This is a genomic window from Gluconobacter sp. GP1, from assembly GCF_032913585.1.
Lineage (GTDB): Bacteria > Pseudomonadota > Alphaproteobacteria > Acetobacterales > Acetobacteraceae > Gluconobacter > Gluconobacter cerinus.
Genome location: NZ_JASGXC010000013.1, coordinates 1 through 22092, shown reverse-complemented (window position 1 = coordinate 22092; position 22092 = coordinate 1). Strand labels below are relative to the sequence as shown.

General features: G+C 50.3%; 22 protein-coding genes and 1 pseudogene. 10 read left to right on the top strand and 13 right to left on the bottom strand.

Annotated features, from left to right (window positions below):
• Positions 1–442 precede the first annotated feature (442 nt).
• The 10 genes and pseudogenes from R5H23_RS15875 to R5H23_RS15830 form a co-directional block, all read right to left on the bottom strand.
• Positions 443–649, bottom strand: coding sequence for a hypothetical protein (locus R5H23_RS15875; protein WP_244974574.1), 207 nt, complete (start codon positions 647–649; stop codon positions 443–445).
• A gap of 165 nt (positions 650–814) precedes the next feature.
• Positions 815–1896 (bottom strand): annotated as a pseudogene (locus R5H23_RS15870) (IS5 family transposase).
• 145 nt (positions 1897–2041) lie between these two features.
• Positions 2042–2875, bottom strand: a complete 834-nt coding sequence (locus R5H23_RS15865) for a hypothetical protein (RefSeq protein ID WP_211497594.1) — start codon at positions 2873–2875, stop codon at positions 2042–2044.
• A 12-nt stretch (positions 2876–2887) separates the two neighbouring features.
• The gene (locus tag R5H23_RS15860; RefSeq protein WP_211497593.1) at positions 2888–4213 is read right to left on the bottom strand and encodes a lipopolysaccharide biosynthesis protein; all 1326 of its coding nucleotides are present in this window, start codon (positions 4211–4213) and stop codon (positions 2888–2890) included.
• Positions 4210–5010 (bottom strand): dTMP kinase, encoded by an 801-nt coding sequence (locus R5H23_RS15855; protein WP_211497592.1) that lies wholly within the window; start codon positions 5008–5010, stop codon positions 4210–4212. Before R5H23_RS15855 ends, R5H23_RS15860 begins: the two co-directional genes overlap by 4 nt.
• Entirely contained in the window at positions 5007–5744 is a 738-nt protein-coding gene (locus tag R5H23_RS15850) for a nucleoside triphosphate hydrolase (protein WP_211497591.1), read from the bottom strand. Before R5H23_RS15850 ends, R5H23_RS15855 begins: the two co-directional genes overlap by 4 nt.
• Before the next feature lie 141 nt (positions 5745–5885).
• The gene (locus R5H23_RS15845; protein ID WP_211497590.1) at positions 5886–6140 is read right to left on the bottom strand and encodes a hypothetical protein; all 255 of its coding nucleotides are present in this window, start codon (positions 6138–6140) and stop codon (positions 5886–5888) included.
• 4 nt (positions 6141–6144) lie between these two features.
• On the bottom strand, positions 6145–7668 hold the full coding sequence (locus R5H23_RS15840) for an efflux transporter outer membrane subunit (protein ID WP_211499654.1): 1524 nt from the start codon (positions 7666–7668) through the stop codon (positions 6145–6147).
• Between the two features lie 2 nt (positions 7669–7670).
• A complete protein-coding gene (locus R5H23_RS15835) occupies positions 7671–8582 on the bottom strand; it encodes an HlyD family secretion protein (protein ID WP_211499655.1) in 912 nt (303 codons plus the stop codon).
• Between the two features lie 12 nt (positions 8583–8594).
• Complete coding sequence (locus R5H23_RS15830; protein ID WP_211499656.1) at positions 8595–8789, bottom strand: DUF1656 domain-containing protein; 195 nt, start codon at positions 8787–8789, stop codon at positions 8595–8597.
• Between the two features lie 173 nt (positions 8790–8962).
• Here R5H23_RS15830 and R5H23_RS15825 point away from each other — a divergent pair, with 173 nt between their 5' ends.
• From R5H23_RS15825 to R5H23_RS15815, 3 genes are read left to right on the top strand one after another with little or no spacing between them, the layout of a single operon-like run.
• The gene (locus tag R5H23_RS15825; RefSeq protein ID WP_211499657.1) at positions 8963–9472 is read left to right on the top strand and encodes a MarR family winged helix-turn-helix transcriptional regulator; all 510 of its coding nucleotides are present in this window, start codon (positions 8963–8965) and stop codon (positions 9470–9472) included.
• Positions 9469–11472, top strand: a complete 2004-nt coding sequence (locus R5H23_RS15820; RefSeq protein WP_211499658.1) for an FUSC family protein — start codon at positions 9469–9471, stop codon at positions 11470–11472. The genes R5H23_RS15825 and R5H23_RS15820 overlap by 4 nt, the downstream gene beginning before the upstream one ends.
• Before the next feature lies 1 nt (position 11473).
• Complete coding sequence (locus R5H23_RS15815) at positions 11474–11773, top strand: EF-hand domain-containing protein (RefSeq protein WP_211501513.1); 300 nt, start codon at positions 11474–11476, stop codon at positions 11771–11773.
• Positions 11774–11920: 147 nt separating this feature from the next.
• Here R5H23_RS15815 and R5H23_RS15810 read toward each other — a convergent pair whose 3' ends face one another.
• Entirely contained in the window at positions 11921–13543 is a 1623-nt protein-coding gene (locus R5H23_RS15810; protein ID WP_063904959.1) for an NAD-dependent malic enzyme, read from the bottom strand.
• 106 nt (positions 13544–13649) lie between these two features.
• Here R5H23_RS15810 and R5H23_RS15805 point away from each other — a divergent pair, with 106 nt between their 5' ends.
• Complete coding sequence (locus R5H23_RS15805) at positions 13650–14561, top strand: LysR family transcriptional regulator (protein ID WP_211497664.1); 912 nt, start codon at positions 13650–13652, stop codon at positions 14559–14561.
• A 137-nt stretch (positions 14562–14698) separates the two neighbouring features.
• On the opposite strand, the gene R5H23_RS15800 is transcribed toward R5H23_RS15805, so the two are convergent.
• Together R5H23_RS15800 and R5H23_RS15795 are read right to left on the bottom strand one after the other, a co-directional pair.
• A complete protein-coding gene (locus R5H23_RS15800) occupies positions 14699–15187 on the bottom strand; it encodes a LysR substrate-binding domain-containing protein (protein WP_308267587.1) in 489 nt (162 codons plus the stop codon).
• Complete coding sequence (locus R5H23_RS15795; protein WP_244974649.1) at positions 15112–15537, bottom strand: LysR family transcriptional regulator; 426 nt, start codon at positions 15535–15537, stop codon at positions 15112–15114. The genes R5H23_RS15800 and R5H23_RS15795 overlap by 76 nt, the downstream gene beginning before the upstream one ends.
• 104 nt (positions 15538–15641) lie before the next feature.
• On the opposite strand from R5H23_RS15795, the gene R5H23_RS15790 reads away from it, so the two are divergent.
• The 6 genes from R5H23_RS15790 to R5H23_RS15765 all read left to right on the top strand — a co-directional run.
• On the top strand, positions 15642–17327 hold the full coding sequence (locus R5H23_RS15790; RefSeq protein ID WP_211499660.1) for an alpha-keto acid decarboxylase family protein: 1686 nt from the start codon (positions 15642–15644) through the stop codon (positions 17325–17327).
• Between the two features lie 179 nt (positions 17328–17506).
• Positions 17507–18046 (top strand): sugar dehydrogenase complex small subunit, encoded by a 540-nt coding sequence (locus R5H23_RS15785; protein WP_082872749.1) that lies wholly within the window; start codon positions 17507–17509, stop codon positions 18044–18046.
• A gap of 374 nt (positions 18047–18420) precedes the next feature.
• On the top strand, positions 18421–19713 hold the full coding sequence (locus tag R5H23_RS15780; RefSeq protein WP_244974648.1) for a GMC oxidoreductase: 1293 nt from the start codon (positions 18421–18423) through the stop codon (positions 19711–19713).
• A 4-nt stretch (positions 19714–19717) separates the two neighbouring features.
• Positions 19718–21139 carry a c-type cytochrome gene (locus R5H23_RS15775; RefSeq protein ID WP_211501511.1) on the top strand — a complete coding sequence of 474 codons (1422 nt, stop codon included), beginning with the start codon at positions 19718–19720 and terminating at the stop codon, positions 21137–21139.
• Between the two features lie 17 nt (positions 21140–21156).
• Positions 21157–21714, top strand: a complete 558-nt coding sequence (locus R5H23_RS15770) for a lipocalin-like domain-containing protein (protein WP_244974647.1) — start codon at positions 21157–21159, stop codon at positions 21712–21714.
• A gap of 127 nt (positions 21715–21841) precedes the next feature.
• On the top strand, positions 21842–22092 hold a 251-nt coding region (locus R5H23_RS15765), incomplete at its 3' end, for a transposase (RefSeq protein ID WP_317216009.1).

Here is a 22092-nt window from a genome sequence, read left to right as displayed (position 1 = left end):
GCTTTACGTTGCTAATGTAAACGGATGCTTTACATGGTAGAATTTCTATTGCCTTGAACTTACCTAAGAGGCCCTTCCCTGTCTCATTGGGCCGACCGTTCTCAGCAAGCCTGACAAGGTAAATTTACATCCGTTAATCTACATTATCGGACATAGGGGGCGGGGCACAAAAAAGACCCGCAAAGGTCTTTTCGAGGCATGTTCCACAGACGCTCGTCTACGGCAAAGGCGGCCCCTGGAAAGACAGTCCGATCGTTTCTGGCGCTCTCTGCGAGAGACATTTCAGCTCACCCAGGCTTGTAACCATTTCTCGATGTCGCGGCTGGTTGGGGGGGGAAAGCGGAATATCTGTTCTCCGACGAATATCACAGAAAGCTGCCATTCGTCAGGAATGGCAAAGGTCATTTTCAGAACTGTGTTAAATTCAAATTCTGGTCGAGCTTTACGATAACCGTTCGAAATGTCGGATGATCCACGAAATCTCGTAAAGCAGGCCAAGGCTCACAAACCCGATATGAAACCGACGACTGGTCGAGGCGATCGCGATACCACATAACACGAGATAGACCGGCACACGGAACCAGTATTCGATCGAGAATAAGGCATAATGTACCGGCCCTTTGATGAGCGTATCGATCAGATCGAACACGACCGTCAGTGCAAAAAAGGAAAAAAACCACTTGGAGGGATCGAAGAACCCTTGATTGATGTGCTTGGCCGGTAATTTCTGGGTTTTGGCGATTTGATTGACGGTTTTTGCGATGGCGTCCAGTCTGCGTTTTGAGCAGATTGGGAGTTGTCTCTCGCTGGATGGCTATGCGCTCGCGTTCAATCTTTCGAGGAAGAGGAGGCGGCGCATATTGTAGACGATATTGGCGAGCCCGATCCTCATGGTGGCTCGACTGATACCGACAGTCCGGACAAACAGCCCCGTCTGTGACTTCTGATCGGCAAAGACATGCTCGACACGCGAGCGGATGACCGACTTTCCAGCATTTGATTTCTGGATATGCCGGGGCATAGGCTTGAGATGCGGCTTTTTGCGATGAACCTTGGAGACCAAGCCCTGCTTTTCCATGAAGTCTTCGTTGGCTTTTGAGCGATAGGCCGTGTCGGCCCAGACACTTGAGGCCGTATTGGTTTTATCCAGAAGCCCCTCTCTCAATCGCGCGCCATCACTGGCAGCGGCATGCGTTGTTTTCCATTTGCGGATGAACCGGTATTTCCGATCGATGGAAACATGCGATTTATAGCCAAAAAGAACGGGATGGCGAGATCGCTGGATGGCATGGTTCCATCATCCTGCCGCTTCGCCTTCGTGAACTTCAGTGTCCAGCGCGCATGACGATCCTTGTGCGACAGCTTTGCGGGTTTGTCCTGCCAGTCTTCAGGAATACGGCCTGCTCGCAGATCCGCTTTCTCTGCATTGGTGTTCCGCTGCTTCGGAGCCGCTACCAGCGTGGCATCCAGGATCTGGCCTGACATCGGCAAATACCCGGCGTTACGCAGGGTCGCATCAAAGCGGTTGAACAGCCCATCGATCGCACTCGCCTGGGTCAGACGCTCGCGAAACAGCCAGACCGTTTTGGCATCCGGCACCCGATCTGAAAGTCCCAGCCCAAGGAAACGCATAAAGGAGAGGCGATCGTTGATCAGATATTCCGTCCGCTCATCAGACAAATTGTTGAGCGTCTGGATCACCAGGATCTTGAACATCAGCACAGGATCAAATGGCGGTCGTCCGCCCTTGCTTCCATCGGAATACGCCAGGGCCTTGTCCAGATCAGGACGGAACGCTTCAAAATCCACAGTCCGGGAAAACGCTTCGAGCTGATCGCCAAGCCCACTCAGCCGGGCAAGACGCTCTTCAACATCAAAGAAACCAGACTGCTTCATATCGCCATTCCCTCAATCAACGCAGAAGAAATAGAATCATACAGAAGACCTCAAAACCAGGGGGTTTTTAGAACCCTCCACCTGTGACTACAATAAACCACTTCTCAATGAAAAAGTCTTTCCACAAAGGGGAAGTTATAAAAAATTACCTGTTTCCAGATATTAAATAAATAATTCTATTTGAGATATTCCTATCTAAATTAAAAATATCTTCTTTATAAGAACTTGGTTTGGAAATATTTTTTTCTACAAGGCGATCGTGATAATTGCCCATTTCTCCGTTGATATCAGCAAGATAGAGCGAGATTTTATCGAGATAATCGCTAGAATGAAGAACCCGGAATGTATCATTGAAAGCAACACGACGGCTGATGATCTTTCTCAAATCATGAAAGTCATGTGCGGTAATTTTTTCCTTTCTAACGATACTGTCGATTTTCGCGTTTTCCCTTTGATGGTAAGCAATCATATTTTTGTTGCTGTCCGGTAGAAAGCTTCGCATCTGAAATCGAACAAGTGCATAGAACGCTGGAAGTATTGTCAGGAATAAAATCGTCCCGAAAATTCTGGTTCGTGCTATTTGCCGATTTTTAAAGGCATCCTGCATATGCCCCATTAAACTGGTGACTAAATTGAGAGACCACGGATACCGATGGCGTCGATCAAAATTTGCACATGCAAAGCGCAGATGTTTGAAGCGTGCGCGTACATATTTGAAATGCTGGCGCTGTTCAACAGACTCTATACCACCTTTTAAAAGGATATTGAGCACCAGAAAACGAAAGCGCTTTACGTCAACCCCGTCGTTTAAAAGTTGCCAGCAAATCCTGTATCCCGAAACACTCAAGTCTTCTGGATATTGAAAATAATCCCCATCGGGATACTTGGCCCCCGGGGAAGGAATATCGTCCTCCAGAATATTTTGAAACAATCGATCCAAAAAAATGTGATCATAAGGGGGATTTTTGAGATTAATCATAAGAAATTTTTCTTATACGTGACTGTGTGACGTGGGAATCTTCTGCCGCTGCCGAAAGCCCATTATTGCAAACGCAGCACAGAAAAGATGCAGGCTACAAATTCCGATTACATACGCCCATGCTGCGCCCCGAAGGCCAGAATGCGGCAACAGAAAAACGAGAAGGATGAGGTAGAGAAGAACCGATACAATTTGAGAGAGCAGAACTTTATGGGCGCGGCCAGCCATATATAGCAGGGATTCCAAGGGGAATGCGCCCATAGAAATGATCAGTGCCGGCGCCATAATCATCATGACATCTGCTGCGCTGCGATAGTGATGGCCAAATAGTCCGATCAAAGGGCGTCCTCCCAACCACACGATACATGTCAGGGCCGCACCAATGGCTGCGGATAATCCGCCTGTTTTAAGGGCCAGGCGCCAGGGATGTGTACTGCCCGGATCCAATCGCATAATTTCCGGATAGAACCCTTTCTCCAGAAAACGTGCCGGTTTGACAGCGGACTCTAGAAGGGTTGTTGCAATCTTGTAACGTCCAGCCTGTACTGCCCCCAGAAAATCACCAACAATCAGGTTCCCGACGGGTGACCAGCAGGCATCAAGAGTCGTATTCAGGTTGGTCAGCCAGACAAATTTCCAGACACCGGGAAGTCTTTTTGGGGCTTGCAAAAGGCTTGGCCTCAACGCGTTTATTATATTTTTTCTACGGAGTTCGCGGACGGACAGTCCCCATAAAACCAGATCTCCGATCAGATCAGCCATATACCATGTGATCAGAAAAGAGACGAACGCTCCTCCTGTCACCCAGCTGATCAGTGCCCCCAGCCCTCTCAGGGCTGGCGTAATAATCTGTTGTCTGGAAATCAGGTCAAATCGATCAAACAGTCTTAGAATTCCCGTCGGAGCCGCAGCCGTCATGGTCGGTATAAGGGTGCAATAGAATATCGCATCAAAGCGATACGCTGGCTCGATACCGCAAAACTGTCCAAAGAAGACCAAAGCAATAACGCCCGTCAGCGCGCCAAGAAAACCTGAGGCCATATCAAGCGCAATGGCAAACCGGATCGCGTCCTGTGGGGGCGCTTCATCCCCCAGCTCGAGCGGGCGCGCTCCAAATTTCAGGATCATTTGCCAGCTTTGGAATTTTGTAAGTGCGCCTACACCAATTGCAAAGGTGTGGATCAGTGTCAGCGTTCCAAACTGAGCCGGTGTTAAGGTCCGACTGGCGCAGATCAGCGCGCACAAACTGATGAGCGCCCCTAGAATTTTCGCAGTACCCAGTGATCCCGCATTTTTAAGAATGCTCCGAAACACCTGATCAGAATTTTTGAAAATCATGAGGATTGGACAGTATATCCTGTCTCTATATGCGAAAAATGACTTGCGAAAAACGGCTGTATTTCGTGCACGACCTGCGTCCAGACGGTCTGAAATGGGGCAGAGGCATCAATACTGACCATCCGGGCTCCACCAAATCTTAGCTGTTTCATGATTTCGGATTTGATCTGCAGAAGCTCTAGATCGTGATCCGGTTTCCGCTGATGAGCAATCTGCGGTGAGACATCCAGATGGATAATCAGGTCAGGATGGTGCTCCGCCATTCGCCGGTACAGGCTTGCCTCAGATTTCCTGAGCCATGCGACAAAGAAATTGCCTGGCTGTGCGGCAGACAGCCCAGGCCCGTCACATGTTCCGGCAATTTCAGCTTGTGGATAGCGATCCGTCACAACAGTCAGGCCAGCACGGAGCGCATTTTGCATCTTCAGGTGATTAAAGTAACGCTTTAGCGAGAAGGCATAAACAACAAGCGCTGTCAGGGAGCCGGGGATTTTTTCTCCATGTGTCCGTGTTGTTTTGGCTTTTTTACTGAGTTTTTTTTCCAGCATGTGACCGATGACAGGCAATTGCCCGATACGGCGTCCTAAATCTCCGGATCCAAGGCCCAGATAAACATAGGTTGTTGGACGATCCTGGGCCAGTTCGACGCTGAGCCGGGACGTTAATGTCGTTTTTCCACTGCCATCAGAGCCAACAAAAGCAATCAGTTTCCCGCGATATCGAGGAATACGCAGAATATTTTTTGCTGGAACCTGTAGGGAGGCCGGATGACGAGAACAATCTGTAAGGACGGTCATAACGCCGATATCCTGTGTTCAGGTGATGCTTTCCGAAGGATCGGGGCGATTGCGATTTTTGCCTGCTCAAGAATGCTTTCCAGAGGATCTGCGGAATTGAGGTCCAGCACTGGTGAGCCTGGAAATATCAGGCGGGGAACATCGTTGATTTTTCGTTCCAGAGAAGCTGGACGGTGATCGGGTTTGCGGATCAGGGCTGTCGGGAGATCAACATGCAGGCGAATGACCAGATCCGGAGGATAGTCTGCCATCCAGTCATAGATCTTCTGCTCAATTCGGGTTAGCCAACGAGCCATCCAACTCCGAGGCTGACGGGCCACAAGTCCCGGCCCATCCATGGGCCCCGGAATACTGGCCTGTGGATAGCGATCTGTCACAATGGCATAGCCTCGGATACGCCAGAAACGCATTTTCAAAAAGCGGGCTAGGCGACGCATGGAGAGCGTAAAAATGACGATGGATGTGAAGGCTCCAGAGCCTTTCTCTGTCCGGACAGAAGACGACTTTCGCACAATTTTCTGATCCACCCATTTTCCCAAAACTGGAATTCTGGCAATCCAGCGCCCCAAGTTTCCAGTCTGTTTTCCAAGGTGGCAAAGGCGGGTTGGATATTGTTCAGACATCCATGCCAGCAGCGCGGAACCGACCGTCGATTTTCCGCTCCCATCTGCGCCTACGACCGCAATTAATGGAGCAGCAGGGCGCACTGGAAACTGTCGGCTACCGAACACCATGAGCAGAATGTATCCTTGTAAGGAGCGGAAAACGGTCTCAAGTCGATTCCGGAAACTGGGTAGTTTATGGCAAATTGTAATATGAATTTCAAGACTCATGACCGAACCGTTCGGTTTTTTCGATCTTGCAAAAACAGCCTCTCAGGATCCGCTGAGATACTCCTGCTTTGAAAACAGTCTTGCGTAAGACGGGGAAATATTTTCCGCAGCTTCAAATTTTTCGATAGTCGACAGCTTCCAGATTTTAATTTTTCCATTTCCAATGGACCCGGCAGGTTTTGGAAATGCCTCGTGACTCTCCATATATTTTTCAAGCTTTGTAAGTGACCACGCCCATCGTCTTATTAAGTCAGATTTCGTGAGGTATTCGGGTGAAGGCGTTGAGATCTTGTCCATAAGATTACTCCGTGAAAGCACGCGCCAGAGCGTTCTGCTTCCCTATTTCGACCGGCAGCCGCGTATCTGTGAGCTGGCGCCCCTGCCAGCCAGCCCCCATGGCTGTATAAAGTGCAATAGCATCGCGCAGACGCGCCGTGCGCCCGACAACGGCCTGATCCTGTGCGGTCAGAGCCGTCTGCTCCGTGGTCAGGACATTCAGATACCCTGTCAGACCAGCCCCAAACAGCTTCTGAGCCCTGTCACGGGCCAGACCGGAATCCCTGGCAGCGTCTTCAAGCTGGCTGACCAGTTCATCGTCATGCCGCCAGTCGCCCAGTGCGTCTTCAACGTCCTCGAACGCCTTGAGCACTGTCTTGCGATAGACCAACCGGCTGGCTTCTGCTTCTGCACGAGACTGAGCAATTTGCGCCGTGTAACGACCGCCGTGAATAACCGGGAGTGTGGCCATCATCATGAAGCTCCAGGCCATACCGCCCATCTGGAACGCCTGATAAGCCGCCGAGGCATTCGGGTTGAACGTCAGCGGGATCATGAACTTTGGATAGAGGTTCGCGACCGCTACACCCACCTGTGCGGTATCAGCAGCATAATGAGCCTCTGCCGCACGAATATCCGGACGATTGGCCAGAACAATCGACGGCAGGGACGCAGGAAATGTCGGAACCGTTGGCAGCGGTTTGCGAACATCCAGCTCCTCTTCCAGCTTGCCGGGCATTTCACCCAGAAGCACGGAAATGGCATGGATCAGTCGCTCTTCCTGAGAATGAAGAGGGGCAAGACGCGAGCGTTCGAGATGCTCTTCGGTCTGCGCCTGTGCCACAGCCAGTGTATTGCCGAGACCGTGCGTGTACAGTTTTTCCGTCAATTCCCGCGAGCGCTGTGCCACATCGATGCTGTGCTCCGTAACGGCCAACCGCTCCTGCACGCCACGGAGTGACACATAATCCGACGCCAGTTCAGACAGCAGCGAAACCAGAATGGCGCGACGGTTTTCAATGGACTCTTCAACCAGCCGCTTGCGCTCTTCCACCTGACGGGAAATATGCCCGAACAGGTCAATTTCCCAGCTTGCACGCGCACCATAGGTTAAAATCGAGGCGCCCGGTCTATTGACCGGATTACCGTTGGCATCCAGAGATCCCGGACGGACCGGCCAGTTATCGACATTGATGGAGTGACGGTCATCGCCACCGCCCATAGCTGCATCAAGCTGCGGATACCACGCTGCCTGAGCCTGCCGACGGACAGCGCGCTCGGACACGATATGCTGGGACGCAATCTGAAGGTCGTAGTTCCCTTTGATAGCCTGCTCGACCAGTTCGTTCAGCATGGGATCGTGGAATTGCGCCCACCAGTCCTTCATGTCCGCTTCCGTGCGGGCAATCTCAGCTGCCGTCACTGAATGGGGCTGCTCTACGAAAGAGTCAGGCACCTTGATCCTGTCTGGCTTGAAATTCGGTCCGACGGTGCAGGCCGTCAGCGACAGACAGGTGCTAAGCGCGAGGGTAAGGAGTTTGCGGGACATGATCAAAGATGATTCTGCAGCCAGGTGGTCAGCTTGCCACGGGCGCCAGGCGTTTCGCGGCCGATCGTGACAGTCGCGGTCATACCGGCCGCGAGAGTGATTTCTGGTGGAACGTTATCCAGTTCCAGACGAACCGGAATACGCTGCGCAAGACGGACCCATGTGAAAATCGGGTTCACGTCTGGCAGACCAAGACGGTTTGACACGCCATTACGGTCATTAATACCACGACCAATACTGACGACGTGGGCAGGCAGGATCTGCTTGTATCCCATCAGCTTCACACGGGCTTCGTCACCGACATGCACGCCATGCATCTTGGTTTCTTCAAAGTATCCGTTGATCCAGTAACTGTGCGCGTCAATGACAGCCAGACCGGGCTGACCAGCATGAGCATAATCACCAACCCGAAGATTCAGGTTGGTAATGTAACCGTCAACCGGTGAATAAACCGTCGAACGTTGAAGATTGAGCACGGCCGTATTCAATTCGGCCTTCGCTGCATTCACCTTGGCGCGCTGTGTCTCAACATTTGAGTTGAAGTCTTCCTGCTCTTCCGCAGAAACAATGCCACCCAGTCCCATACGGCGCTTGGCGTCCGAAGAGCGGAGCTTCAGATCTTCGTCTGCGCCTGCAAGACGGGCGCGGGCCGCGTCGATATCAAGGCGGAAGCGGACGGGATCGAGAACGAAAAGCGGATCACCGCGATGGACAAACTGGTTATCCACGACGGGGACGGAAACAACGGTTCCGGAAACTTCAGGGGCTGCATCTACGACGTACACACGGACCCGACCATCGCGCGTCCATGGTGCGAGAACGTAAATGTCCCACATGGTCCGACCGAGGCCAATGGCCATCGCCAGGACAATCAGAGTCAGCAGAACGCGGATCACACTGCGGGTCCAGTTCATAGCCGACCCCTCCTAGACGTAAAGGATGAGTAGACAGAGAACACAGACATAGAGCGCTATTTCAAAGAGGGCGACGTGCCAGAACCAGGTCAGAGCACCGGTCCGCCACAGAATGCTTCTCAACAGCAATGTCACGAACACTGCTGCAACGGCGTAAATTGAGAGGGGTGCGACAAAGACGCCGAAGAGATTGACTTCCGTAAGCATTAGCTCCCCCTTTCCATCGATGAAATATTGCCAGCGTGTTGGTTCACGTCTCACTCATCACACGTCAGCCCCACCAGAACGCCTGAGCCGACAAGATTAAAAAATTTTCCAAACTTGCCCAAAACAAGCTGAAATCTATTTCCTTGGCTTCGTTTGTCATATAAAAAGGTTACATGTCAACAGATGATATGGACTCGGAAATGTCGAAATCTTTTACGGCCGCCTGCCTGGACCAGACGCGCTACCATGATATTTCCTTGACGTTCCACGTCATGCGTCTGGCGACCTTATGGCGCACGCATCTTGACCGGGTTTTGCGACCCAATGGCCTGACGCTGGCGACCATGCGTCCCATGGCCTATCTGATGATCTCGAAAACGCCGCTGACGCAAAGCGATCTCGCTTCTTTGATTGGGGTCGATCGATCCGCTCTGGTCCGTCTGCTTGATGTTCTGGAAGGAGAGGGTCTGGTTATTCGCCAGACGGACACGCAGGACCGACGCCTTAAGATGGTTCTTCTGACCTCTGAGGGTAGGAAACAGTGCAGGCTTTTTCATCGCCTGGCTGCTGACCTGGAAGCAGAACTGACAACCGGATTGTCCATGAGCCAGAAGCTGACCCTGACAAAAGATCTGGATATGATGGAAGCGCTTCTCTCTACTGATCATGGCGCGTCTGTATGACGACCATCGTTCGGAAGAGGCTTTGGTCTCCACAATCATTCTGGTTTTCAGAAGCACGATGGAGCGGGTTTTTAAAAACCATTGCTTTTGCCGTTCGTGTCTGTCTGTCAGTCGGCTTGGCTTTACTGGTAGCATTTGTTGTACAGTTGGACTCTCCGATGAGCACTGTGACAACTGTGGTGATTGTCGCACATCCCATGGTTGGTGCACTCGTTTCCAAAAGCCTTTGGCGCGTTTTGGGAACAGTGTTCGGAGCGGGCTTGAGTGTGGCCATTATGGGCTGTTTTGTTCAGTCCGCCTGGCTTTATTTCGTGGCCTTGGCTCTCATCGTTGGATTAGCCTGCATGACCGCCAGTCTTCTGAGACTGTATCGGGCTTATGCCGCTGTTCTGACGGGATATACAATCATCATTGTCGCATTTTCGTCATTCTCTCATCCTGAGAGGGTGTTCATGTCTGCGATGATGAGATTATCTGACGTGGTCATCGGCGTAGTGAGTACGGCTGTTATTTTTTTGGCGACGTCTCCACGTCGAAGCCAACCCGTTCACAGGGCATTAAATGACGCTTTTCTGGCGGTTCTGGAACACGCAAAATCTTTTCATAGCAGTCTTACGGCTCTCTCTGTCGCTGACGGTTCAGATTTCAGAACGCTTCCTGTTGCACTCTATGATAGCCGTCAGGCCGTATTGAAGAAAATAACGGCACTGACGCCATTACTGGAATATGCAGCGTCAGATAATCCCGAAATCAAAGACCATCTTTCAAGCTATAAAATGGCGGTCAATCAAATGGCCGGTGTGATTGCGGGTTATCATCCTCACTGGAGCAACCTGCACCAACCCCATACCCGGTTTTACGAGATCCACGCCTACGCAACACGCATGCTAAAAAACGTGATCGACGGTATAAGAAATCCGTCATGGCGGAACGATCCGGAATCAATATTAAAAACACTCGACCAAGGTATTCAGTCTCTAGAGATATTTGAAGCAGAAGAAATGCTTACAGCCGCCAGCCTTGCGTCTGTGCATAATGTGAAAAATCTTTTGTTGGCATTACGTCGCATCATCGAGGAACTCACAGAGAAAAAAAATCGGGTTCCAATGCGCGTATCTCCTTATCTGGAATGGCCGACAGCGCTCCGTAATGGAGCAAGAGGCATCCTGATCACGCTGCTTGCGACATTCATCTGGTATGTAACAGCGTGGCCGAATGGTCCTATGATGATGATGTATGTCATTGCAGCATCCAGCCTGCTTTCTACGGTGCCCTCAGCATCGAAGGCTAGTATGGCTATGGCAATAGGAACTGTGCTGAGCATACCTGCGACATGGATCTATCATGTTTATGTTCTGCCACTTATTAGCGGATACTGCTTGCTCTGGCTGAGTTTAAGTTTTTTTCTTTTGCCGGGAATTTGGCTACAGTTTCATCCAAAATACAGCATTGGCGCTTTCGGATATGCTGTCTTTTTTGCAATACAGTCTCTCGTAACCAATGAAATGGTTTATGATGATATCGCCTTAACAAATACCTGGATGGCCATTATTTGTGGTGCCGTTCTTCTGGTGCTCGTATTTCGGGTTTTTCTTCCTCCAAATCATGAATCTGATGCCAACGCGATTATGAGATCACTACGCAGAAGTGTAAATTTGTTAGCGACATCGTCGTCTCATCATTTACCTTTTGCAGAACAGTGGCAGGGAGATCAAATCCAGAAACTATCGCGATTGGCATTGAAACTGTCATTCCTGAGCCAGAAAGACCGTGCTCGGGACGTCCTGGATCGCGCCTTTTCTTTAGTTTCGCTCGGTAAGCTCATTCTGGAATTACGTCAAAATGCAGAAAATCCGTTCGAGAAAAAAGCCGTACGGATGTTTCTACAAGATGCCATCATAAGACGTCAGGAAATAACCTACGAAGCTTTTGGAAATCGAACCCTGTCAAGTGGTATCGAACAAATACAGTTTATTTTAAAAAATCTTCAGGAGATATAACGTGTCTATCAAATACTGGAGCATTTTATCTTTTGCCTTGGTATCATCATCATGTTCAGCGCAGGTTCAAACGAATGAAAATCAATATTTTTCGATAGCTGACAAAAATCATGACGGAAGAATTTCTTTCGACGAGTTTGAAATTTATGTTCGGGCTTATCTTCGTGAGAAAAGTAGCTTTGAAGCGTCCGGATTTTCTATGCTATCCCATTCAACGCAAGAGGCAGTGCTAAAAGACCATTTCGACAAAATGGACATCGGACATAAAGGTTATCTCCTTCCCAACGAATGGAAGAGATAGGAAAAATCCTCTGAAAACAAAAATTAGAGTTATTTACCATCCATTAATTTTCTACTAGGAAATATGGTAGTAATGGATGGTAAAAAATAGGGTATAAGGAAATTTTTCTATTAAAGATAATAGATATTCTTTCTATTTTTTTGTCATTCAGTATCCTGGTCGGTAGAGCTTGGCTTCAATCCAATCCACGATATCCTCGGGTTCAGGAACCTGAGCCAGGCCCGATTTGAAGATTTGACGGGCGACCTTGATGGCCGTGTTGATCTCTACACGCAGGACATCTTTTTGCGGCGGGAAAAGCAGACCGTGGGCCCGTTGCTCCGGTGTGACCTGTTCAGCGGTCGCTCTGGCGGCTTCAAGGAAGACCTCGTCGGTGATGCGTCTTGCCTGTGTTGCCCAGACAGCCAGTGCCACGGCGGGGAAGATATAAAAATTATTGGCCTGGCCGGGGGCTAGCGTCTTGCCATTCAAAGTAACATCATCGAACTGGACACCTGCAGCAAAGAGCGCGCGGCCGTCGGTCCAGCGATAGGCCTGTTCGGCAGTGCATTCCGCCTTGTCGGTGGGATTGGAAAGCGCGAAAATGACGGGCTTGTTGTTGATGCTTGCCATGGTGCGGACGACTTCTTCGGTGAAGCCACCCGCGTTGGTACTGACGCCGATCAGGACAGTAGGCTTAATAGATTTGACGGCTTCTGCAAGATCTTTCGTTGCTGCATGGGAGTGAGCGAACACTTTTTGCGAAGGATTAAGATCCTGCCGCGAGGGTTCGATCAGTCCGTTGATATCCATCATTGAGATACAGGCGCGGGCATCAGTTTCAGAAAGGCCTTCGTCCCGTAGCGCACTCACGATCATATTCGCGATACCGATCCCGGCAGACCCTGCACCGTAGAACAGGATACGCTGTTCTTTCAGCGCCTCATCCTTGATCGACAGGGCGGTGTCGAGACCCGCGATCGTAATGGCCGCAGTCCCCTGAATGTCGTCATTATAGCAAAGGATCTTGTCACGATATCGCGCCAATAGGCGGATGGCATCGTCTCCTTTCCAGTCCTCAAAATGCAGGCAGCAATGAGGATAAAGCTCTTGAATGGCTGCGACGAGTTCATCAACGAATGCGTCGAGTTCGTCTGACGATGGGGGCGCCTGCCGCAAACCGAGATAGAGTGGATCGTCAATCAATTCCTGATTGGTCGTACCGATATCCAGCAACATCGGCATCAGGCCCTGAGGTGGAATTGCGGCGCAGGCTGTATAGAGTTGCAGCTTACCCACCGGAATGCCCATGCCGTTGGCTCCAATATCTCCGAGCCCTAGAATGCGACCGCCGGAACTGACGCAGATAAAGCGCACATCTTTTTCGGGCCAGTTGGCGAGAATCTCTTTCACATGCCCTTTGTGACGCAACGAAAGATACAGACCTTGTGGTCTCTCAAAGAGACGATTGTACTGAAGGCAGGCATCGGCGATTGTCGGATCGTAAACAATCGGAAGAAAGCGTTTCGGATCGGACATCACAACCTTGAAGAACAGTGTTTCGTTACGCTGTGACAATCCATTCAGATGCAAAAAGCGCTCGAGATCGCTGCTCTTGCTGTCCAGCTGCCACAGGACGCGCTCCATCTGCCGATCAAGGGTTTCGACGGCGTCAGGCAGGAGGCCGAGCGTACCATTCTTGTGCCGCTCCTCATTCGTGAAGGCGGTTTCGCGGTTGTGAACCGCATCCAGAAGGGGAGGGAGTGAAGATGCAGTGCGATCGGACGTCATGTCTGTCTCCATTCATTGATGAACAGACAATGGATGTGCGTTGATGGTGCTGGTAGTCGCATAAAAGGCATTGTATCTGTGTATAAAACGCAAAGATGGCCCCTCAATGCACGATGACGCCGGTGACCTGAGATTTTTCGTACTCCTCGTTGAATCGGGAAATCTGACTGCCGTCGCACGTCATCTCAACGTTTCGGCTGGAGCTTCCAGTCGAAGACTGGCTCGGATGGAGGAGCGGCTTGGCGTACGGCTGGTCACAAGGACATCGAGGCGTTTCGACCTGACGGATGAAGGGCAGACTTTTTATGAGCGTGCTGCAGAGATCATGATTGATATTGAGGCAGCCGAAGCCGAGATCTCCGCCAATCAAAAGGAACTTCGTGGTGTTCTGAGGATTGGAGCACCACTTGAACTGGGACGTCGCCGTTTGGCTGATTTTGTCAGCGAATTCGCCGATCGTTTCCCGAAGCTGCGCGTCCATCTTCTTCTGTCGGATGAAGGGCTGGATGTTGTTAATAGTCGCCTTGACCTGGCCATTCGGATTGGCATGCCGAATGAAACGGGGGTTGTCGCGACAAAAATCATGAGCAGTGAACGAGTCATCTGCGCTGCTCCGGCCTATCTTGAGAAATTTGGCATGCCTGCCACTCCTGCCGAATTAAATCGGCATCGTTGTATTTGCCTGATGCGTGGGCATGAGCTGGGAATGCTCGACCGATGGCGGCTGTCTCGTGAAGGAGAAGATCAGGTCGTTGAGGTAACGCCGCATCTATCGACGACGAGCGGCGAAGTGGTGCATGATTGGGCACTCAAGGGTAAAGGCATCGTGTTCAAAGTCTTGTGGGACGTCGGCGACGACCTGCAATGCGGCAGGTTGGTCCGTCTTTTACCGGAGTACCAAGGGGAGACGATCGGATTGTTTGCAACGATGCCAAGTCGACGTAACGTGCCTCTGCGCGTTCGAACTTTTCTCGACAATTTAAGAGATTTTTTGGCGCACCGACCGTCATGGCATTAGTGAAAATAATTAATATGTATGATCGGGTTTTTTTTTGTAATTATTAATAGAAATTACAGCTAATACACTCAATATTATATTCTAATTATTGTTTCCTATAGCCAGAAGAATTTGATGGAAATTGGCGCTTGGTCCAGTCAATTCCGTTTCAAGGGTGGCAAGCGAGATGCTGGCTCGAGGTGAGGGGCCGGAGATGGGATGGAATGGAATGTTGCGCCATCAGCATGAATTTGTCGTAGGTAAGCCGGAACGACTGCTACACCCAGTCCCGCCGCAACCATTGGAATTGTTGCGGTGATCTGAGGGGCTGCTTGTCCGAAACGCGGAGTAAAGCCGCCTTGTTGACAGGCTGAGATAATAGCATCGTAGAAACCGGGGCCGAGTGAGCGATCAAAAATAAGAAATGGTTCTTTGGCGACGTCGATTAATTTGAGCGTGTGGCGCTTGGAAAGTGGATGGCCTTTTGGAATGGCGATCAGGGTTGGTTCATCAAAGAGAGGATGGAGTGCGATGTCCGGATCTGGCGCTGGCGGGCGTACAATGGCGAGATCTACCCGGCGCTCTCGTAAAGCCTCACAGAGAGCGGGGGTGTACTCTCTTCGAGTGTGATTACAATATCGGGCCACTGCTCTCGAAATGCCCGTATGGCTTTAGGTATTAGAGGTAACAGCGCGACCGCTCCAGCCATCCCTATTCTAAGACGCCCTTGTTCGCCAAGAGATAATCCTTTGGCCAGAAGGTGAAATTGATGTTCAAGGCGCAGAATTGTCTGGGCTTTTTCAAAAAGCTGCTCCCCAAAATCCGTCAAGGTGGCCCCGCGTTTAGACCGGATAAAGAGTTGCACTCCTAGCTCTGTTTCTAGGGATTTGATCTGCTGACTGAGAGGAGGCTGCTCAATGTGAAGCGTCTCTGCGGCTTTTGTGAAGCTGCCATGCTCTGCGATGGCCACGAAATAGCGTAGGTGACGAAGGTCCATGTATCCGTATGATATACATATGACAATCAGTCAAAATATATATTGGACGTTTAAAAGAGGGGCATCCATCTTGGGGGAAGAATTTTTGTTGGGGATCCTGTGTTATGACTTTCACTGTTGGACATTATCTCGCTGAGCGGCTGACACAAATCGGCTTGAAACACCATTTTGCTGTTGCTGGTGACTACAATCTGATTCTGCTTGATCAACTGATTGAGCATGGCGGTATGAAGCAGATCTATGACTGCAATGAGTTGAATTGCAGCTTTGCGGCAGAAGGTTATGCACGCGAAAATGGTGCTGCTGCTGCTGTCGTGACGTTTAGTGTCGGTGCAATTTCAGCAATGAATGGCCTGGGTGGGGCTTATGCTGAAAATCTTCCCGTCATTCTGATTTCTGGTGCGCCGAACTCTAATGATCATGGGTCGGGCCATGTCCTGCACCACACGATCGGCACGACAGACTATAATTATCAAATGGAGATGGTGAAGCACGTTACATGTGCGGCTGAGAGCATCACCTCGGCAGACACTGCACCTGCAAAAATCGATCACGTCATTCGGACCGCACTGCGCGAAAAAAAGCCCGCTTATCTAGAAATTGCTTGTAACGTTGCGAGCCAGCCTTGTGTGCGCCCAGGTCCGGTTTCGTCGCTTCTGTCTCACCTGAAGGCAGACGAAGTCAGCCTCAAAGCTGCGCTTGAAGAAAGTCTCGCGTTTCTTGAAAAATCCCAGAATGTTGTCATTCTTGTCGGGAGCAAGCTGCGCTCTTGTGAGGCACTGACTGAAACAGTGGCTCTTGCAGACAAGCTCGGTTGTGCCGTGACTGTTATGGCTGCGGCCAAGAGCTTCTTCTCTGAGGCGCATCCGGGTTTCCGCGGAGTGTATTGGGGGGAGGTCAGCAGCCCTGGCGTTGAACATGTCATTAAGAGCGCTGACGCTGTTATCACTCTGGCTCCGGTCTGGAATGATTATTCGACTGTCGGTTGGCGGGATTCCGTGCGTGGAGAGCGTGTGCTTGAAGTGGACCCGAGCCGGGTTACGGTGAATGGAAAGACTTTTGAAGGTTTCCGTTTGAAGGAATTCGTGGCTGTACTGACAGAGAAAGTCTCCAGTAAGCCTGCCTCGCTTGAGAAGCCTTATGCTCCTGTTACACTGTCAGTGGCTGATGGATCCGAACCTCTGACCAATGATGAAATGACCCGTCAGATCAATGCGTTGGTCGATGGAAACACGACATTATACGCTGAGACTGGTGACTCCTGGTTCAATGCAACGCGTATGCATCTGCCTGAGGGTGCCAAAGTTGAGTCGGAAATGCAGTGGGGGCATATCGGCTGGTCTGTGCCGTCCATTTTCGGTAATGCCCTGGCTGCTCCTGAGCGTCAGCATGTTCTGATGGTTGGTGATGGCTCGTTCCAGCTGACGGCACAGGAAGTGGCGCAGATGGTTCGCTATGAACTGCCGGTTATCATCTTCCTCATCAATAATTTTGGTTATGTTATTGAGATCAAAATTCATGATGGCCCCTATAATTATATCCAGAACTGGGACTATGCCGCTCTGATGCAGGTCTTCAATCAAGGTGTTCCGGGCGTAGAAAGTGGCAAATATGGACTGGGCCTGCACGCTACGACAGGTGAAGAACTGGCTGATGCCATTGAAAAGGCCAAGAAGAATACTCGTGGACCAACATTGATCGAATGTAAGCTGGATCAGACAGATTGCACCGAAACGCTCGTGCAGTGGGGCAAATTTGTTGCAGCCGCAAATTCCCGCAAGCCTGCCTGAAAATAAGTAATTTTATTTATGTATTTGCCTTCCTGATTTTAAAGGAAGGCAAATACATAAGTGCGCCTATAATAAATAACTAAGCGTTTTAAAATAAAAATTTATAACAAAAAATGCAGGAATTATCGTACATAGTTTATGCAGTTAAGTAATTCTATTTTTTGAAGTGAGTATCTCTCATGCGCATATCACGTTCTACCAACCCTCGGATCGGGAGGCGTGGGTTACTTTTGGGTATGTCGTCTCTCAGTGCCCTCTTTTGTGTTCAAGCAACTCGTGCTGCCACATTGAGTGGCGGTGCGTTGCGCTCCGGAGTGGTGCATCAGAAGTTCATGTCGGTCTCATCTCTTTTGGTGCCGCACAAGCTCAATGAAGCTATTGGAATGAGAACGGCGGATGCAATGATCGCGACTGTTCCTGATTTTCCTCAACATTTAGAGCAGCTAGCATCGTTCATTGAGGCTAAAAAGCCCGCTGATGTTGAAGAGCTTATGGAAGCTCTACCAGAGGTTTCTTTGAAAAATGCCGCTCAAAGCATAATTGAATCTTGGTATACTGGTGCAGTTCAGGGGGCATCCACTATTTCCGTCATTTCTTATGAAGAGGCTTTGATGTTCAAAGTCACGTCTGATGTAATGACGATACCCTCTTATGCTATTTCTGGGCCTAATGGCTGGACGGCGGACGCTCCGCCTCTTTCTCAACTTCCGATTTTTTGAAGCTGATATAGGAGCGCGCTGAAATGGTAAATGAAACAAAATATGACGTCGTTGTCGTCGGAACAGGCGTTGTTGGGTGTTTGATCGCTGAACAAGCTCTAGATGCTGGTTTGTCAGTGCTCATGTTGGAGGCTGGGCCCAGGGTTGATCGACAGACCATCGTAGAAAATTTTCGAAACCTTCCTCCGTCGTTGCGACATCATTGGGATGCGCCATTTCCTCCCCCACCATGGGCGCCAGTTCTCGAAACACGCACGCCTGGCGAAGAAAATGCTTATCTGGATCTGACAGGGCCTAATGCCACGGCTTACCAGCAAGGTTATGTTCGGTATGCTGGCGGAGCGACGTGGCACTGGGCTGGCATTTGTTGGCGAATGACCCCTGAGGATTTGAAATTAAAAAGCCTCTATGGGGTTGGGCGCGATTGGGCTTTTGATTATGAGACTTTAGAGCCGTATTATGTTCGTGCAGAATATGCTCTGGGCGTTTGCGGTCCAACGGATGCCGCATTGCAATGGCCTCCAAAAACGTCTCGTTCCCGGCCTTATCCCATGGGTCCGTTACCTTTGGGGCCAGGAGAGCAGCGCTTCACTGACGTTATGGCACCACTCGGCTTGCAAAATTTGCCTGCACCGCAGGCGCGCAATAGTGGTGTTAGTTATGATGGACGTCCTGCGTGCTGTGGCAATAATAACTGTTTTCCGGTCTGCCCTATTGCTGCAAAATATGATGCAGCCACGGCACTGCCACGCATTGAAGCCAAGGGCGGAAAGCTTTTAACCAATGCCGTTGCCTATCGCATTGAAGCGGATGATCATCATAAAATACAGGCTGTCCATTATTATGACCCTCACCGAACATCACATCGCGTAACAGGGCGGGCTTTCGTCATTGCCTGTAATGGCATTGAGACCCCCAAACTTCTACTCTTGTCCAAAGATGATCGCCATCCAAATGGAATTGCCAACAGTTCCGATCAGGTAGGGCGTAACATGATGGATCAGCCGAAGTTGAAAGCGACTGTTGAAATGAGCGAGCCGCTTTGGACTGGGGTTGGACCTGTACAGGGCAGTAGCATTCTGAACACCAGTCAGGGCGACTTCCGTAGTGAATACGCTGGAGCCATGTTCCGTATGGAAAATATGGCCCGAGGCTCGATTGGTGCAGCAGAAGCGTTAAAAAAAGGTCTGTACGGACGTGCCCTTGATCAGGAAATTCGCCGCCTATCTGCTTGTACCGGGCTGTTAGTTGTAGAACACGAGCCTCTTCCGTCTTCTATTAACCGTCTGACTCTGTCAGATAAAAAAGACTGGTTAGGCCTTAATCGCCCGCGGATTTATTATGATGTTGGCGATTATGTGCGGCGTAGTGCGGAACAATATACTATTCCGACACTTAAAAAGATGGCAGCGGCTTTAGGGGCGACAAAGTTCGATCTGAATCCTGAGTTCTTGCATAGTGATCACATCATGGGAGGCTGCATTATGGGAAAAGACCCATCAGACTCAGTTGTCGATGTTGATTGCCGTTCTCACGATCATGAGAACCTCTTTCTTCCTGGCGGGGCAGCAATGACAACCGGTGGGAGTGGAAATAGCACGATTACAATGGCAGCGCTTGCTTTGAAGGCCGCCGATGCAATTGTGGCACAATTCAAGACGGCTTGATCTCATGATACAGCGATCCTTTTTCTACACAGTTACAGTCTGTTCTTTTGCTGCCATTGCTCTTTCTGCGATACATCCAGCAAAGGCTGATTCACTTGGAAACCCACAGCGTGGTCAGTATCTGGCAGTTGCTTCAGACTGCGTAGCCTGTCATACGGCGCTCCATGGACAGCCTTTCGCGGGTGGGTTGGCCATGCATACCCCCTTGGGAGTTATGTATTCGACAAACATCACTCCGTCTCTTTCAGCAGGTATTGGTCACTATTCTTTAGAAGATTTCGATAAGGCTGTTCGGCGTGGCGTTAGAAAAGATGGTGCCAACCTGTACCCCGCAATGCCATACACAGCTTATTCCTATCTGACGGATCAGGACATTGCTGATTTATATGCTTACTTCCAGAAGGAGGTTGCTCCGGTAGATAAAAAAGGACCGGTTACAGCGCTGCCATTTCCGATGAATATCCGGTTCTCCATGTCTTTTTGGAACACGTTGTTCCTGAATGGAAAACCCTATCAGGCTGATGCGACAAAGTCGGTAGAGTGGAACAGGGGAGCTTACCTGGTACAGGGGGCGACGCATTGTGGAACCTGCCATACGCATCGCGGGTTCCTGATGCAGGAAGATCTGGCGCACCCGCTGTCGGGAGCCAGTCTTGGAACATGGTACGCACCAAACATTACCCCTGACACAGTCAGTGGTATTGGGAGTTGGAGTGATCAGGATCTTACGGAATATCTCCGCACGGGACGCCTGCATGGCAAAGCACAGGCCGGAGGCGGAATGGGTGAGGCTGTTGAACACAGTTTCTCTCATATGTCTTCTGGTGACCTGAATGCCATTAGCGTTTATTTGCGCAGTTTAAAGCCGGTCAGTGATCCGAATGATCAATCCAGATTTCAGCAGGGGCATGACGTAAGTCCGGCAGTTGAACTACGGGGGACAACCCCGATTATGGATCATAACGACAACACCGTCAGTGGAGCAGCTCTCTTTATGGGGAACTGCGCCTCGTGTCATGGGGCCAGTGCTCAGGGTAGTAAAGACGGTTATTATCCATCTCTCTGGCATAATTCGGTGACAGGCGCGTCGCGTGGCGACAACCTGATATCGACCATTCTGTATGGTGTCTCTCGATCGGTAGAGAGACGCCAAGCCTTCATGCCAGGTTTCGGCGGGAAATCGGGAGATGCTGTACAATTAGACGATAGTCAGATCGCCAGGTTGAGCAATTTTGTTTTCAAAACATATGGTCGACCAGACGTTCAGGTCACACCACAGGATGTCGCGCTTATCAGAAAGGGTGGGCCTGCCTCTCCATTATTGCTGTTGTCCCGGGTTGGCATGGCGGCGGGAGTAATACTGGTCCTGGTACTGTGTACCGTAGTGTTCGGCATAAGGTGCCATAAAACGAGAAATATTGTTTGAAATCAAAGGATATAAATATGTTTGAAAAAATGCGTAAGTACACAAAAATTATGATGATTATGTCTTTTGCCGGAGCTGTGTCTATGTCTTCATTGTCATCTGTCTACGCTCAGGAAGTATACATTCCGGAACTTCCAAAGCAGGTTGATCCAAACTTGAAAAAGAACATAGTCGGGGTTTGGGAGCTGGTTTCTTATAAGGTTCAGGATAAAGAAACCGGGAAGTTGATTGACGCTATGGGCGCCCATCCGCGTGGTCGCGTTATTTTCACCCCTGACGGTTGGGTTGCGTTTAATCTTGAAGGGAGTGATCGTCAGCCGGCAAAAAATGACGCAGATCGCGCGCATCTCATGAAGACACTCGTTGCCTATATTGGCCGCTATCGTGTGGAAGGCAACCAGTGGGTTACAAGTGTACAGACAGCATGGGCGCCAGAATGGGTTGGAACAGAGCAGCGTCGTAATATCGTCGTAAAGGGGAATGAAGCTGATGTTCTGACGCCTTGGAGGATTATGCCTAACTGGGATAACGGAAAAATGTCCCGCAGTATTATCCGTTTCAAACGGGTCAATTAATCCGGAAAAGCCGGCGACCGTGCTCTACACTCTTAAAAAAAGGAGCGAGCACCTGGAGGGTTCGAAAAACCCTCTGGTTATGAGGCCCTGTGTGTGATTCCATCGTTCATCTTACGATGAGGGATGGATGATGATGCAGCCCGGTTTTTTTGATGTTGAAGATCGCCTGGCTCGTCTGAGTGGGCTTGGTGACCAGCTCGAAGCGTTTTCCCGGACTGTGGATTTTGAAGTATTCCGTCCTGACCTGGAGAAGGCTCTGGCCTATGCGGACGGGAGCAAAGGCGGCCGTCCGCCGTTTGATCCGGTGCTGATGTTCAAAATCCTGGTGATCCAGACGCTGAATAATCTGTCCGATGAACGGACGGAATATCTGATCAA